Source organism: Pseudomonas segetis (genome assembly GCF_900188155.1).
Classification (GTDB): domain Bacteria; phylum Pseudomonadota; class Gammaproteobacteria; order Pseudomonadales; family Pseudomonadaceae; genus Aquipseudomonas; species Aquipseudomonas segetis.
This window is the reverse complement of the sequence record NZ_FZOG01000006.1, coordinates 106,308-121,219: the sequence shown is the minus strand read 5'-3', so window position 1 is coordinate 121,219 and position 14,912 is coordinate 106,308. Positions and strand designations below refer to the sequence as shown.

16 protein-coding genes are annotated in these 14,912 nt (G+C 57.7%); 10 read left to right on the top strand and 6 right to left on the bottom strand.

Annotated features, from left to right (window positions below; genetic code table 11):
- Positions 1 to 72: 72 nt before the first annotated feature.
- The 3 genes from ligB to CHB79_RS17900 form a co-directional block, all read right to left on the bottom strand.
- Entirely contained in the window at positions 73 to 1,767 is a 1,695-nt protein-coding gene (gene ligB, locus CHB79_RS17910) for an NAD-dependent DNA ligase LigB (protein ID WP_089360898.1), read from the bottom strand.
- Between the two features lie 141 nt (positions 1,768 to 1,908).
- Positions 1,909 to 3,099, bottom strand: a complete 1,191-nt coding sequence (metK, locus tag CHB79_RS17905; protein ID WP_089360897.1) for a methionine adenosyltransferase — start codon at positions 3,097 to 3,099, stop codon at positions 1,909 to 1,911.
- Between the two features lie 12 nt (positions 3,100 to 3,111).
- A complete protein-coding gene (locus CHB79_RS17900; RefSeq protein ID WP_089360896.1) occupies positions 3,112 to 4,149 on the bottom strand; it encodes an ArsR/SmtB family transcription factor in 1,038 nt (345 codons plus the stop codon).
- A gap of 372 nt (positions 4,150 to 4,521) precedes the next feature.
- On the opposite strand from CHB79_RS17900, the gene tkt reads away from it, so the two are divergent.
- The 10 genes from tkt (at position 4,522) to CHB79_RS17850 (ending at position 13,191) form a co-directional block, all read left to right on the top strand.
- Complete coding sequence (gene tkt, locus CHB79_RS17895) at positions 4,522 to 6,519, top strand: transketolase (RefSeq protein WP_089360895.1); 1,998 nt, start codon at positions 4,522 to 4,524, stop codon at positions 6,517 to 6,519.
- A gap of 83 nt (positions 6,520 to 6,602) precedes the next feature.
- Positions 6,603 to 7,661 carry an erythrose-4-phosphate dehydrogenase gene (gene epd, locus CHB79_RS17890; protein ID WP_089360894.1) on the top strand — a complete coding sequence of 353 codons (1,059 nt, stop codon included), beginning with the start codon at positions 6,603 to 6,605 and terminating at the stop codon, positions 7,659 to 7,661.
- Between the two features lie 4 nt (positions 7,662 to 7,665).
- Complete coding sequence (locus tag CHB79_RS17885) at positions 7,666 to 8,844, top strand: phosphoglycerate kinase (protein ID WP_089360893.1); 1,179 nt, start codon at positions 7,666 to 7,668, stop codon at positions 8,842 to 8,844.
- Positions 8,845 to 8,912: 68 nt separating this feature from the next.
- The gene (locus CHB79_RS17880; RefSeq protein WP_138943046.1) at positions 8,913 to 9,107 is read left to right on the top strand and encodes a hypothetical protein; all 195 of its coding nucleotides are present in this window, start codon (positions 8,913 to 8,915) and stop codon (positions 9,105 to 9,107) included.
- A 27-nt stretch (positions 9,108 to 9,134) separates the two neighbouring features.
- Positions 9,135 to 9,359, top strand: coding sequence for a hypothetical protein (locus CHB79_RS17875; protein WP_089360892.1), 225 nt, complete (start codon positions 9,135 to 9,137; stop codon positions 9,357 to 9,359).
- A gap of 12 nt (positions 9,360 to 9,371) precedes the next feature.
- A complete protein-coding gene (locus CHB79_RS17870) occupies positions 9,372 to 9,701 on the top strand; it encodes an MliC family protein (RefSeq protein ID WP_089360891.1) in 330 nt (109 codons plus the stop codon).
- 89 nt (positions 9,702 to 9,790) lie between these two features.
- Positions 9,791 to 10,855, top strand: coding sequence for a class II fructose-bisphosphate aldolase (fba, locus tag CHB79_RS17865; protein ID WP_089360890.1), 1,065 nt, complete (start codon positions 9,791 to 9,793; stop codon positions 10,853 to 10,855).
- A 202-nt stretch (positions 10,856 to 11,057) separates the two neighbouring features.
- Complete coding sequence (locus CHB79_RS17860) at positions 11,058 to 11,501, top strand: hypothetical protein (RefSeq protein ID WP_089360889.1); 444 nt, start codon at positions 11,058 to 11,060, stop codon at positions 11,499 to 11,501.
- 26 nt (positions 11,502 to 11,527) lie between these two features.
- Positions 11,528 to 12,640, top strand: coding sequence for a PQQ-dependent sugar dehydrogenase (locus CHB79_RS17855; RefSeq protein WP_089360888.1), 1,113 nt, complete (start codon positions 11,528 to 11,530; stop codon positions 12,638 to 12,640).
- A gap of 47 nt (positions 12,641 to 12,687) precedes the next feature.
- A complete protein-coding gene (locus tag CHB79_RS17850; protein ID WP_089360887.1) occupies positions 12,688 to 13,191 on the top strand; it encodes a M48 family metallopeptidase in 504 nt (167 codons plus the stop codon).
- Positions 13,192 to 13,204: 13 nt separating this feature from the next.
- Here CHB79_RS17850 and CHB79_RS17845 read toward each other — a convergent pair whose 3' ends face one another.
- The 3 genes from CHB79_RS17845 to CHB79_RS17835 form a co-directional block, all read right to left on the bottom strand.
- Positions 13,205 to 13,774, bottom strand: coding sequence for a hypothetical protein (locus tag CHB79_RS17845; protein WP_010485769.1), 570 nt, complete (start codon positions 13,772 to 13,774; stop codon positions 13,205 to 13,207).
- A complete protein-coding gene (locus CHB79_RS17840; RefSeq protein WP_089360886.1) occupies positions 13,771 to 14,448 on the bottom strand; it encodes a DUF2092 domain-containing protein in 678 nt (225 codons plus the stop codon). The genes CHB79_RS17845 and CHB79_RS17840 overlap by 4 nt, the downstream gene beginning before the upstream one ends.
- A gap of 190 nt (positions 14,449 to 14,638) precedes the next feature.
- Positions 14,639 to 14,872 (bottom strand): DUF2789 domain-containing protein, encoded by a 234-nt coding sequence (locus CHB79_RS17835; protein WP_010485773.1) that lies wholly within the window; start codon positions 14,870 to 14,872, stop codon positions 14,639 to 14,641.
- Positions 14,873 to 14,912: the final 40 nt, after the last annotated feature.

Sequence of the window (14,912 nt, the reverse complement as noted above, 5' to 3'; positions counted from 1 at the left end):
CGAACTGATTTTGACTGCGGTTGTTCGCTAAAGTTTTCCGCGCGCTGCGCTTGCTGGGCGCCGAAACCACAGCTAAAAGCCATTAACTCCAGCCGCGTGCAGCTTCTCCTGGAGCCTGACGACCTGCGGATGGGCAAAGAATGCTTGAAGCTGTTTGGCGCGAACCTCGCCGATCCCCGGTTGTTGCAGCCAGGCACGAGCGTCTCGCCGGGCTAGCCGTTGCCAGTTGTCGCCAGGCTGCAGGCGCAGTCCGGGCGGTGCTCCGAGGGCGGCAAGCCAGGTCGCGAATGGTTGCTGGCGGGCTGCATTAAAGCGCTGGCTTAAATGCGCGGCGCTGCGGTCGCCGAGTCCTGCGGTTTGTTCAAGCTGTTCGCGGCTCAGGTCGAGCCAGTCAAGTAAACCGACAAGATGCCGTGCGTCGATAAGCTTGCGCCATGTGCCTACGCCAACGCCTTGCATGTCCAAGCCGCCTTTGCCGCCAAGCCAACTGAGACGGGCGATAAATTGCTGGGCGCAGGCTGCTGAATATTGCCAACAGCTCAAGCGGTTGTAGGTTGCCGTATCGGGGGCTGTAAGCGGTTGGCGAATGCTGCTGCGCATGACCACGCTTTCAAGCGTCGGAATCGTCAGGCCTGATAGCCGGATCGCAACATGGTCACCGGGGCGGATATCCATTGCCTGCCAACGTTGCATGCTTGCGACGCTGACATACTGGATGATGCGGTCATCCAGTTGTGTGGCGGCGAGCCTCAGTACCGGGGTGATGCGTCCGCTGCGACCGATCTTGAACCTGACTTCACGCACCTCCGCCAGCGCCTGGCTAACCGGGTATTTCCAGGCCACGGCCCAGGAGGGTGGCCTGGCCTGCCAGTGTTGCGCTGCCTGGCGGGCATTTTGGCGCAAGACAATGCCATCGGTGGCAAAGGGCAGGGCGCTGGTATACCAGGTGGTGCGCCAGTCCTGGGCTTGTCGAGCATTTTGAATGGGCTGGCTGAAGTTCTTGCTATCGCGAAATCCCAATTCATCCAAGCGCTCCAGGCGTTCACTCATATCGGCTGGGCCTTGTGGCCAGTCCCAGACAAACAGTCCCACGCCATCAGCCAATTCAATGTCGAGCTGTTTGCGAGCGAGCAGGCCTGCGACCTTGCTGCGCGCGCCGACGCCACCTGCTTTGGCTTGAATGTGATTTTCCAGTCGCCAATACAGCTCGCCCTGGAGAATGAGCGGGTCTTGAGAGGCAATCCGCTTGGGAATGGCGGTTATCAGCAGTGCTCGTGATGTCCAGTCTTGGCCGTGCTGGCCGTCGCCCCGACTGATCATCTGCTGAAGCTGGCCTTTGTCATAGATCAGGCTAACCGCCACGCCGTCGACCTTGGGTTGCACCCAGATGTCCTGTCGTGTGCTGATCCAGGCATCCAGCTCCTGGGTACTGGCCAGTTTGTTCAGGCCGGTCTGGGCGATCGGGTGTTTGATCGTGCCGCGACTGGTGGCCAATGGTTGTCCCGAGTCTTGTGCTGCGAAGGGAAAACAGCGTTGCCAGCGTTGCTGCTTGGCCAGGGCTTGATCATAGAGTTCGTCGGCGATCAGGGAGATGCCCTGGCGATGGTAGGCGTCGTCCCATTCGGCAATTTGCCTGCTCAGTTGGCTGATCTCAGCCCGTGCCTGCTGTGCAGGCCATTGCGGACAATCAGCGCTGAGGCCAGGTTCGCTGTGCAGGGCAATAGCCGCGACCGCTATGAGTAATAGCAGTGGGTTGTTCATGCGCATCCTTGCGTTGCCTTGATACCCCGCTCAGCCTAGTTGTCCAAGGCACTGGCAGCAGCCCGACTTTTAACGGGGCCTGGCTGATTTATAAATTTCAGCCCAAAAAAAGCCCCGCACTTGGCGGGGCTTAGGGTCTTGCTTGAATTACAAGCCAGCGGCAGCGCGCAGGTCCGCAGCCTTGTCGGTGAGTTCCCAGGTGAATGCGGTGAAGGTGTCACCGTCAAAGGTCATTTCATAAGGGTTGCGCCCGAAGTGGCCGTAGGCAGCTGTCGGCTGGTACATCGGATGCAGCAGATCGAGCATCTTGGTGATTGCGTATGGGCGCAGATCGAAGTGCTCGCGAACCAGCTGGATGATCTTGTCATCGCTGATCTTGCCGGTGCCGAAGGTGTTCAGCGAGATAGAGGTCGGTTGCGCCACGCCGATGGCGTAGGACACCTGGATCTCGCAGCGCTCGGCCAAGCCTGCCGCCACGATGTTCTTGGCAACATAACGGCCGGCATAGGCTGCCGAGCGGTCAACCTTGGACGGGTCCTTGCCGGAGAACGCGCCGCCGCCGTGGCGGGCCATGCCGCCGTAGGTGTCGACGATGATCTTGCGGCCGGTCAGGCCACAGTCGCCAACCGGGCCGCCAATCACAAAGTTACCGGTTGGGTTGATGTGGAACTGGGTGTCCTTGTGCAGCAATTCTGCTGGCAGCACGTGCTTGACGATCAGCTCCATCACGCCTTCGCGCAGGTCGTTGTAGCTGACTTCCGGGTTGTGCTGGGTCGACAATACGATGGCGTCGATGCCGACAACCTTGCCATTGTCGTAACGGCAAGTGACTTGTGATTTGGCATCAGGACGCAGCCAAGGCAGCAGGCCAGACTTGCGGGCTTCTGCCTGGCGCTCGACCAAACGGTGCGAGAAGCAGATCGGTGCAGGCATCAGTACGTCGGTTTCGTTGCTGGCGTAGCCGAACATCAGGCCCTGGTCGCCGGCGCCCTGGTCTTCCGGCTTGCTGCGGTCAACGCCCTGGTTGATGTCTACCGACTGCTTGCCGATGATGTTCAACACGCCGCAGGTCGCGCCGTCGAAACCAACGGTCGAGCTGTCGTAGCCAATGTCGATAATGACTTTACGTACCAGGTCTTCAAGGTCAACCCAGGCCGAGGTGCTGACTTCACCGGCGATAATGGCAACACCGGTCTTGACCATGGTTTCGCAGGCCACGCGTGCGTGCTTGTCTTTGCTGATGATTGCGTCGAGCACTGCATCGGAAATCTGGTCAGCAATTTTGTCCGGGTGCCCTTCAGACACAGACTCAGAGGTAAACAGGGAGTATTCGCTCATCTATCGGTCTTCCTAATTAATACCGGTGGGTGAGATCGGCTGCGGGCGGAAATTCGCTCTGAAGCCTGTGTATTCATCGGGCTTGGCAAAGTGCCGCACCTGAATTTGAAATCCATTGCGTAGGCCGACATACAGGCTTTCACCTGGCGTCAGCCCTGCGGCGATGGCCCAATGGGCCAAGTCGTCCTGTTCAAAGCCCAACCAAAGATCGCCGCAGGCCTGCCTGGCCCAGCTCTGGTTATGGCTGCATAACTCGGTTACCAGCAAGCTGCCGCCGGGATTAACCCGCGCCGCAAGCTGTTTAAGGGCTTCTGCCGGCGCTGCAAAATGGTGAAGCACCATGTTCAGCACCAGGCAATCGGCGCTTGGGTATGAATCATTCAACGCATCAGCGAGCACCAGTTGCACATTGCTCAAGCTGCTTTTGTCGCATGTCTGGCGTGCTATTTCGAGCATCGCCTGGCTATTGTCCAGCGCCGTCACCTGGCTAAAGCGACTCGCAAGCTCAGGCAGAAAACCGCCGTCGCCGGGGCCTACTTCAATCACGCTGGCGCTGGCGGCAAAGCCCAGCGTATCCAGCACCGCCAGCACGCTGTCGCGATACTGTGGCAGACCTGCGATCAAGTCCTGCTGGGCTTGAAAGTTATCTGCCATGCGCGCAAAAAACTCCTGGCTGGCGCTTGCACGCTGGGCATGGACCGCAGCAATGCGGGCCTGCACCTCGGCGGGTAAGGCTAGCGCATCAACTTCATCAAGCAAGGCGCTGTGCAGCCGGCCACCAAAACGTTTGTTGTCGGCGAAGGCGCGACGGTAAAAAATCGCATTGCCTTCGCGACGCGTGGCCACCAGCTTGGCTTGCGCCAGCACCTTGAGGTGGTGGCTCATGCCTGATTGGCCAATGGCAAATATCTGCGCCAGTTCCAGTACGCCAAATGAATCGTTGCTCAGGGCGCGCAATACATTGAGGCGCAGTGGGTCGCCGCCAGCTTTACACAGGGCGGCCAGTTCATCGGCTGGCTCAAAACGGAGCTGGGGCACACGCATGTTCATAAGGTGGGCAGTCTAAGCGGTCAATTTTCATACAGCAACAGCAATATCAAAATATTTTGATATTGCTGTTGTCGGGCCTGGTTGCAGTGCTTCAGGTAGAGCCTTCGCCAAGTGTTTCTTGCGATCATCGCTCCAGGTGCAACTGTTCGAGCGCGAATCGGGCTGGCTTGTACCTGCATGAGCGAACTCGGCGGGATATGACTGCAAATATGTCGCTCTGACGGCAGATTTGCCGGTTACACGGCTGAAAATCGACAAGATTGCAGCTTTTCCTCAAGTATTCGCCGCTGCATGACTATCTGTCATTGCCCCGCACCGCCTTGGTGGGCGAAAATGGGTGCCTTTTCAAATTTGTCCCTCAGGAGATCAGCGATGCCCAGCCGTCGTGAATGCGCCAATGCCATCCGTGCTTTGAGTATGGATGCCGTGCAGAAAGCCAACAGCGGCCACCCGGGTGCCCCAATGGGTATGGCCGATATCGCTGAAGTATTGTGGCGCGATTACCTCAAGCACAACCCGAATAACCCTGAGTTTGCCGACCGTGACCGTTTTGTACTGTCCAACGGCCATGGCTCGATGCTGATTTATTCGCTGCTGCACCTGACCGGCTATGACCTGGGTATCGAAGACCTCAAGCAATTCCGCCAGATGGGCAGCCGCACGCCTGGTCACCCTGAGTACGGCTACACCCCGGGCGTTGAAACCACCACCGGTCCGTTGGGCCAGGGGATTGCCAACGCCGTAGGCTTTGCCATCGCTGAAAAAGTCCTGGCGGCCCAGTTCAACCGCGATGGTCACAAGATTGTCGATCACTACACCTATGCCTTCATGGGCGACGGTTGCATGATGGAAGGCATCTCCCACGAAGTGTGCTCCCTGGCGGGCACCCTGGGCCTGGGCAAGCTGATTGCCTTCTACGATGACAACGGCATTTCCATCGACGGCGAAGTTGAAGGCTGGTTCAGCGACGATACGCCGAAGCGGTTTGAAGCCTATGGCTGGCAAGTGATCCGCAATGTTGACGGCCACGACGCCGAAGAAATCAAGATCGCCATCGAGACTGCCCGCAAAAGCGAACAGCCCACGCTGATCTGCTGCAAAACCATCATCGGTTTTGGTTCGCCGAACAAGCAGGGCAAGGAAGATTGCCACGGTGCAGCACTGGGCCATGACGAGATCGCACTGACCCGCGCGGCGCTGGAGTGGAACCACGGCCCATTTGAAATCCCTGCCGATATCTATGCGCAGTGGGATGCCAAGCAAGCGGGTGCTGCTGTTGAAGCCGAGTGGGATCAGCGCTTCGCTGCCTACGCCGCCGCGTACCCAGAGTTGGCCAGCGAGCTGAAACGCCGCATGGCCGGTGAGCTGCCGGCTGATTTCTCCGAGAAAGCCGCTGCCTATATCACTGAAGTTGCGGTCAAGGGCGAAACCATTGCCAGCCGCAAGGCCAGCCAGAACACCCTGAATGCCTTTGGTCCGCTGTTGCCTGAGTTCCTTGGCGGCTCGGCTGACCTGGCTGGTTCCAACCTGACCTTGTGGAAAGGCTGCAAGGGCGTCTCGGCTGAAGACGCATCCGGCAACTACATGTACTACGGTGTCCGCGAGTTCGGCATGAGCGCGATCATGAACGGTATCGCCCTGCACGGCGGTTTCGTGCCGTATGGCGCGACGTTCCTGATCTTCATGGAATACGCACGCAATGCGGTGCGTATGTCGGCACTGATGAAGAAGCGCGTGCTTTATGTATTCACCCATGACTCAATCGGTCTGGGCGAAGACGGCCCGACTCACCAGCCGGTCGAGCAATTGACCAGCCTGCGCTCAACGCCGAACCTCGATACCTGGCGTCCAGCCGATGCGGTCGAATCGGCAGTGGCCTGGAAATACGCAATCGAGCGTAACGATGGCCCGTCGGCGCTGATCTTCTCGCGTCAGAACCTGCCGCACCAAGGCCGTGAAGTCGCCCAGTTGAACGACATCGCCCGTGGTGGTTATGTGCTTAAAGATTGCGCTGGCGAGCCAGAGCTGATCCTGATTGCCACCGGCTCGGAAGTTGGCCTTGCGGTTGAGGCCTACGACAAGCTGACGGCCCAGGGCAAGAATGTGCGTGTGGTTTCGATGCCGTGCACCAGCGTTTTCGACGCACAGGATGCCGGCTACAAGCAGTCCGTATTGCCGGTCCAGGTGGGCGCGCGTATCGCCATCGAGGCTGCTCACGCAGACTTCTGGTACAAGTACGTCGGCCTTGAGGGCCAGGTCATCGGCATGACCACCTTTGGTGAGTCTGCACCGGCACCTGCGTTGTTCGAGCATTTTGGTTTCACAGTCGAGAATATTCTGGAAACCGCTGCCGAAATGCTTGAAGGCTAAGGAACCTCTGTACGTGCAGGTTGGCCGGTGTTGCCGGCTGACTTGCAGTCTATTCCCGCACCTTGTCGAGAGCTGAGTCCAGCATGTCCAAGCGTCCCTACAGAATCGCACTCAATGGCTACGGTCGTATCGGTCGCTGCGTGCTGCGTGCCTTGCATGAGCGTGGAGAGGGCGCGGGTATTGAGATTGTCGCGCTTAACGACCTGGCTGATCAGTCGAGCATTGAATATTTGACGCGTTTTGACTCAACCCACGGGCGTTTTCCCGGCGAGGTTCGGGTCGACGGCGACTGTCTGCATATCAATGGTGATTGCGTAAAGGTACTGCGCGGCGAAACCCCGGAAAGCATCAATTGGGCGGCGCTTGATATCGACTTGCTGCTCGAATGTTCGGGGCAATACACCACGCGCATCGAGGCGCAGCGTTTTATCAACGCGGGCGCGCCACGGGTGTTGATGTCACAACCCATGGCCAGTGAAGCGGATATCGACGCGACCATCGTATTTGGCGTTAACCAGCATGCCTTGACCGGTGCCGAGCGCTTGGTGTCCAACGCATCCTGCACCACCAACTGCGGCGTGCCCTTGTTGAAGGTGCTCAATGAAGCGGTTGGCATCGAGTATGTTTCGATCACCACGATTCACTCGGCGATGAACGATCAGCCGGTCATTGATGCCTATCACCATGAAGATTTGCGTCGCACCCGCTCGGCGTTCCAGTCAGTGATTCCGGTGTCCACAGGCCTTGCCCGTGGCATTGAGCGGTTAATGCCGGAACTTGCCGGGCGGATTCAGGCCAAAGCTATACGCGTGCCAACGGTTAACGTGTCTTGCTTGGACATCACGATTCAGACTGGCTGTGACACCAGCCCCGAGGAAATCAACCGGGTACTGCGTGAAGCCTCGCAAGCTGGTCCGCTTCGTGGTTTGCTGGCCTACACTGAACTGCCGCATGCCAGTTGCGATTTCAACCATGACCCGCATTCTGCGATTGTCGATGGCAGCCAAACGCGCGTCTCTGGCCCGCGGCTGGTGAATATACTGACTTGGTTCGACAATGAATGGGGCTTTGCCAATCGCATGCTCGATGTTGCCGAACACTATTTGAATGTTTCCACCCAAACAGCCCCCGTGAAGGACTGAATACATGGCCTCTGCTTTTAAACCCGTAGTGAAAATGACCGACCTTGATCTGCAAGGTAAACGCGTACTGATTCGCGAAGATCTCAACGTGCCGGTAAAAGACGGTGTTGTAAAAAGCGACGCTCGCATTCTGGCCTCCTTGCCAACCATCAAGCTGGCATTGGAGAAAGGCGCGGCGGTCATGGTTTGCTCGCACCTCGGCCGCCCGACCGAAGGCCAGTACTCAGAAGAAGACAGCCTCAAGCCCGTGGCTGACTATCTGAGCAAGGCGCTCGGCCGCGAGGTCCCGCTGATCAAGGATTACCTGGGCGGTGTTGAACTGGCCGCCGGTGATCTGGTGCTTCTGGAAAACGTGCGTTTCAACGCCGGTGAAAAGAAGAACACCGATCAATTGGCGCAGCAATACGCTGCTTTGTGTGATGTTTTCGTGATGGACGCATTCGGTACCGCGCACCGCGCCCAGGGCTCGACCCATGGCGTAGCCAAATTCGCCAAGGTGGCTGCAGCTGGCCCGTTGCTGGCCGCCGAACTGGATGCCCTGGGTAAGGCCCTGGGCAATCCCGCCAAGCCAATGGCTGCAATCGTTGCTGGCTCCAAGGTTTCGACCAAGCTCGATGTGCTCAATAGCCTCAGTGAAATTTGCGATCAGTTGATCGTCGGTGGCGGTATTGCCAATACCTTCCTTGCCGCCGCCGGTTTCCCGGTCGGCAAGTCGCTGTACGAAGCGGATCTGGTGGCGACTGCCAAGGCCATCGCGGCCAAGGTCAATGTACCCTTGCCAGTTGATGTGGTGGTCGCCAAGGAGTTCGCCGAGTCAGCAGCGGCCACGGTCAAGCTGGTCGCTGATGTGGCTGAAGACGACATGATTCTCGATATCGGCCCGCAAACCGCCGCGCAATTTGCCGAGTTGCTCAAGTCTTCCAAGACTATCCTGTGGAATGGCCCGGTTGGTGTCTTCGAGTTTGACCAGTTTGGCCAAGGCACCAAGGCGCTGGCGCTGGCCATTGCCGAAAGCTCGGCATTCTCCATTGCTGGCGGTGGCGATACCCTGGCGGCAATCGACAAATACGCAGTCGCCGACAAGATCTCTTACATTTCCACTGGCGGTGGCGCCTTCCTTGAGTTTGTTGAAGGTAAGGTATTGCCTGCTGTGGATATGTTGGAACAGCGCGCTAAAGGCTAAACCTGGCCTTGCGGCGTCACATAATGACCTAGCAGGAGCTGGGCTGAATGGATAAGGAGTAAGTTAAGATGCGAAATACTATGGTTTTGTTGGCGTCTGCCACCTTGCTGGCAGGTTGCTTGAGCGAGGCGCGTCATGAGCGTGCCTGCAAGATATTCAGCCCTGCCAACATCGAGTCACCGACTGAAAACCAGGATATGCGTATCGAATCGCAGAGCACCGGCGATCCAACAGGTACCTCCTATGAAGAAACCAACTGCTGATTGGCTGACCTGTAAACGGCTGGTGTGATGTTGAAGTCTTTAAGTGCCTTGACCATGTTGCTGTGCGCTTGCCTGTCGGTTGTGGCTTGCAGTTCGGCGGCACTCGATCAGGACCAACACTGCGACATGGTGTTTATGCAGCCAGAACGGCCGGCGGTGACATACGACCGTTACAGTCGTGACGGCGTTAGCCGACATGTGCTGCGGCATGAGGTTCCGGCGGCGGGACCAGAATTGATGAACGATTGCTAATGGGGCAATGCGATGAACGTTAAGGCACTCTGCGCTGCAGTTGTGTTCACAGGCTTGGGCTTTGTCGCTGGATGTGCGACCGAGGCACCGACCGATAACTGGACACGCTGGGTTTGTGACAGTCAGGCTGAAGTGCTGTGGCGCTTTGTCGATTCGTCCCAGGACGCAGTGGATGTGCGGGTCGGCGGTGGCGATATCGTACATCGTCTTGAGCGCCAGCCTTCGGGTTCCGGCGCCATGTACAGCGATGGCATGTTGACCTTTCATACCAAGGGCAACGAAGGCTTGATTTACCGTACTGCCACTGATGATTTGATTGGTCGTGGTTGTAAAGCACCTTAAGCGGTAGCCTAAGGTTAAGCACTATTTAACTAAGCCTGTTCTTGCGACAGGCTTTGATGATTAACAGCCCAATCGGGAGACAGGAAAATATGGCACTTATCAGCATGCGCCAGATGCTCGACCACGCCGCCGAGTTTGGTTACGGCGTTCCAGCATTCAACGTTAACAACCTTGAGCAAATGCGCGCCATCATGGAAGCTGCTGACAAGACCGATTCACCGGTCATCGTTCAGGCTTCGGCAGGTGCTCGCAAATATGCCGGTGCGCCGTTCTTGCGCCACCTGATTCTGGCGGCAATCGAAGAATTCCCGCATATCCCCGTGTGCATGCACCAGGATCACGGCACCAGTCCTTCGGTTTGCCAGCGTTCGATTCAGCTGGGCTTCAGCTCGGTGATGATGGACGGCTCACTGAAAGAAGACGGCAAGACCCCGGCTGACTACGACTACAACGTGCGTGTCACCCAGGAAACCGTGGCCATGGCCCATGCCTGCGGTGTTTCGGTAGAGGGCGAACTGGGTTGCCTGGGCAGCCTGGAAACTGGTCAGGCTGGCGAAGAAGATGGTATCGGTGCCGAAGGCATTCTGGATCACAGCCAGATGCTGACTGACCCGGAAGAGGCCGCCGACTTCGTCAAGCGCACTCAGGTTGATGCCTTGGCGATCGCGATTGGTACCAGCCATGGGGCCTACAAGTTCACCAAGCCACCAACTGGCGACATCCTGGCGATCGACCGTATCAAGGCGATTCACCAGCGCATTCCCAACACCCACTTGGTCATGCACGGTTCATCTTCGGTCCCGCAGGAGTGGTTGGCGATCATCAACCAGTACGGTGGCGACATCAAGGAAACCTACGGCGTGCCAGTCGAGGAAATTGTTGAAGGCATCAAGCACGGTGTACGCAAGGTCAACATCGATACCGACCTGCGCCTGGCATCAACCGGTGCCATGCGTCGCATGATGGCTGAACAGCCGAGCGAGTTCGATCCGCGCAAGTTCTTCGGCAAAACCGTAGAAGCCATGCGTGATATTTGTATTGCGCGCTATGAAGCCTTCGGCACAGCGGGTAATGCATCAAAGATCAAGCCCGTTTCACTCGAAGCTATGTTTCAACGTTATGCAAGCGGCGAACTGGCCTCCAAGGTCAAGTAAAGCCTTTGCAGCAGCCAAAAAGCCCGCAATTGCGGGCTTTTTGGTGTCTGGAACATTGAATTTGGTAGCGCTGGGCCGCGCTCTGTTCGCACATTTTACGGCCCTCGAGGGCTTTACGAAAAACCATGTAAAACTCCTAACGCCCCTCTTGCGCGGGTCTGGCTCATACTTGCCTGATAATTCGCCCAGGATGTTCTCCTTTATGCCCAACAACTCGCGAGTCTTGCTGCAGTTTGTCCTCGCCGTGTTGGTGACAACGCTGGTGGGAAGCATTCTACAAACACAGTACAACCTCGCTCAGTTGCAGGCCTTGGGCGCCCCGATGCCAATCGATGTGCGCGTGGAAACGACCTGCCTGGATGTTCTGGGGTTTAGCCCGGTATTTGCGATCCTGGTGTTGCTGGGTTTCGCTTGCGCACTGCCCATGGCCGCCTGGCTGAGCAAAAAGGTACCTGATGCCCGCTGGATGCTATTCGCCCTGGCGGGTGCCCTGGCAATTTTCCTGGGCCTTACGCTGGTTAATGCAGTGCTGCCGATGCCGACCTTTATTGGTGCCAACCGTTCGTTCGTGGGCACCCTTGGATTAATGGCCAGCGGTAGTGTTGGCGCATTGTTTTTTGCCGTGCGTTGCCGAACCGCAACGTAATTTTGCGCCGACTAGAAGGTTTTACCATGATCGAAAAAGCGCGTAGCCCATCCGCCGTACTCTTGCTTGCCTGCTTCTGGCTGAGCCCGGCGTCAGCCACCACCGATTATCGTATAGAGACCTTTACCGAAGGTCTTGAGTATCCCTGGTCGATGGCATTTTTGCCCGATGGGCGCATGTTGGTGACCGAGCGTGGCGGCCGTTTGCGCATCATCGCCGCCAGCGGCCAGTTGCAGGAGCAAGCCGTTGGCGGGTTGCCCGAGATATACGCAACCTCCCAGGCGGGCCTGCTGGACGTGGTGCTGGACCCTGAGTTCGAGCAAAACCAGCGCATTTTCTTCAGCTATTCCTACGGCGATCGCAGTGCCAACAACACGCGCCTTGCCAGTGCCCGGCTGGTCGATGGACAGTTACAGGATGTGAAAACCCTGTTCACCGCACTGCCCGCCAAGGCTGGCAGTTCTCACTATGGCGGGCGGATAGCTTTTCTGCCGGACAACAGCTTGTTGCTAACCCTGGGCGATGGTTTCGACTACCGCGAACAGGCGCAAGACCTGAGCAATCATCTGGGCAAGATTGTTCGAATCAACCGCGATGGCAGCGTGCCTGAGGACAATCCTTTTGTGGATGTCAAAGATGCGGCACCAGAGGTATACAGCTACGGCCATCGCAACGTGCAAGGCATTGTTTATGCGCCGCAGCTCAAGCGTGTCTACAGCCACGAGCATGGCCCGCGGGGCGGCGATGAGCTGAATCTGATCAAGCCGGGCGTCAACTATGGCTGGCCGTTGATCACCTACGGAGTCGATTACAACGGCGCGCAAATCTCGCCTTACACCGAGCTTCCTGGGTTGGAGCAACCCTTGCTGCAATGGACACCTTCGGTCGCGCCTTCCAGCTTGATGCTCTACAGCGGCTCAGGCTTCAAATACTGGAAGGGTGATTTGTTTGCCTCGACACTGGCGGAAAAAAGCGTCAGGCGAATCCGCATGAAAAATGGCATGCTGGCGGGCCAGGAAGTGTTGTTCGAAGAGCTCGATGAGCGGATTCGCGGGGTGTTCGGCGGTCCGGATGGCAACATCTACCTGCTTACCGACAACGCTGAAGGGCGGGTGCTCAAAGTCATTCCGACCGAGTGAGGCATTGCGGCATAATGGTCTGCCTCATTGCGCTGTAATCTGTGACCATGACGCCGCTTAAATACCTGCAGGCCTATCCCGCTGCACTGCAAGATCAGGTACGCCAATTAATAGACCAGGGTCGCCTGGGTGACTACCTGGCGCAGCGATACAGTGGCAAGCACAGTGTGCAGAGCGACAAGGCCCTGTACAGCTACACAATGGGGCTCAAGCAAGAGCACCTGCGCAATGCGCCGAATATCGACAAGGTGCTATTCGATAACCGCCTCGACCTGACGCATCGTGCATTGGGGCTGCACACTGCGATTTCACGGGTTCAGGGCGGCAAGCTCAAGGCCAAGAAAGAGATTCGCGTGGCTGCGCTGTTCAAGGATGCAGCCCCAGAGTTCCTGAACATGATCGTGGTGCATGAGCTGGCGCACCTTAAAGAGTCCGAGCACAACAAGGCCTTCTACAAGCTTTGCGAATACATGCTGCCGGGCTACCAGCAAATCGAGTTCGACCTGCGTGTTTACCTGACCTGGCTGGAACTGCCCAAGGCGCAGGCTTGAATGCGCCGGTGGCCTATGGATTGTTGACCACAACGTAGACCACCGAGTTGTTGTTCCATTGCGCTTGGTAGTACTGGTTATTGCAGTAGTAATATTCGTTGCCGTGGCGGTAGACCTGCTGGCAGTTGGGCGGCAGGCTGTTGATCATCGAGCCGATGGCCAAGACACTGCCAGTGACAATGGCCGCAGTCGCCACCGGGTGGTGATGGTCGACATCGACGTCGATATCCCAGTCACCCCGACCATTGTGGTCAACGTCGATATCTACGTCTTCGTCCCAGCCCCAGCCGTGATGGTCGACATCTATATCGACGTCGCCGTGGCGATAGTTGCGGTTATCGTTGATGTTGATGTTTTTATTGATATTGACGTTATTGTCGCGCCTGACTGGCGGACGCTGAATATTGCGGTTCGGTTGCACCCGCGGCTGGCTTGCCGCACGCGCATGGCTCACCGAGCTGTGTGCCCTCACGCCTCCACCAGCGCCGTGCCCGCCGAGGCGAGCGGCTTCAACCAGTGGCGCACCGATTAGCAGCAATGACAGGGCCAAATAACCAAGGAGCTGCGGTACTTGAGCTGTCATGGCTGTGGCTCCTGTTGGGGCGCAACGCTGTCTCGGGTGAAGGGAATACGCTTGGCATCCTTGCCAGCCACGAAGGTGAAGTGATCGGCTGCAAAACCGGGATTGGTATTCCACTTCATGGTCGCCTGGTACTGCGGATCACCGAGGGTGTATCGGGTCGTAATCACCAGTTTGCAAGGCAACGCCTGCGCGCCTTGGCTGACCCAGAGTTGCCAGTCGATAGTTGGTTCGCGAAAGGCCAGGTGGTCACAGGTTTGCCCATCGATCTGTTCGCTATCGACCAGCACGCCACGCTTAACGCCCGCGAGGAATTGCGCTTGCCGGGTTTGGCTGAGAAAGTCGACCAGGGGCATTTCAACATCATGGGCAATCAGCCCGTTGACCAGTTGGTTGAGGGTCGCCGGGGCGGGCGTTTGGGCGTAATAACCCTGTTCTGGGCTGGCCAGGGTCAGGGTGTTACCGTCGTAGACGATCAGGCGCGGCGCTTCGCCGCTGATCTGCGCTCGCAAGTGCGTGGGCGCTTGCACATCGAGGGTTGCCTGTGAGTTGTGTTGCAGCTTGTAGCCGTAGTCGAGGACCTCGTCCTGGCTCGACTGCACGCTGACGGAGTACCGTTTGAGCGCCTGCAGGCTGGTGTGCATACGCTCATAGACAGCCCGGGCCTCGGCGGTCACCGCGCTGTCCGGGGCCTCTTGCGATTCGGCGGCCAGCGCCGATGGGCCAACTACAGCTTAGCACAAGGGCAAGCACAGTCGCGTAAGGCGAAGGACTCTCATACAGGCTCCAACAATCTAAAGTGATGGCTGTATGAGCCTAGACCAGCATCGGGCTGGCCGTTAGTGCCTGGCTGCTATTTGAGGTGCGTCAACCGCGTAGCATCAGGTTCAACTGGTCGACGATTTCCGCCCAGTCGGCATCCTCGCGTATTTCTTCACGCAGGAAAGCGGCCTGGGCCTTGTTCCAGAAGCTGGCTTCGGCCAGTACACAGTCTTGAGGCAGTGGCGAATGGGTGCTGATAAATGCGTCGATGCTTGCGGGGTCGTTGGCTAAGCCGAGTTGGGCAAACAAGCTGGGTAGATCATGAACAGGCTGTTCCATGGGGCTCTCCGTCGATGATGTGGCTGTTGCAACCTAGTGT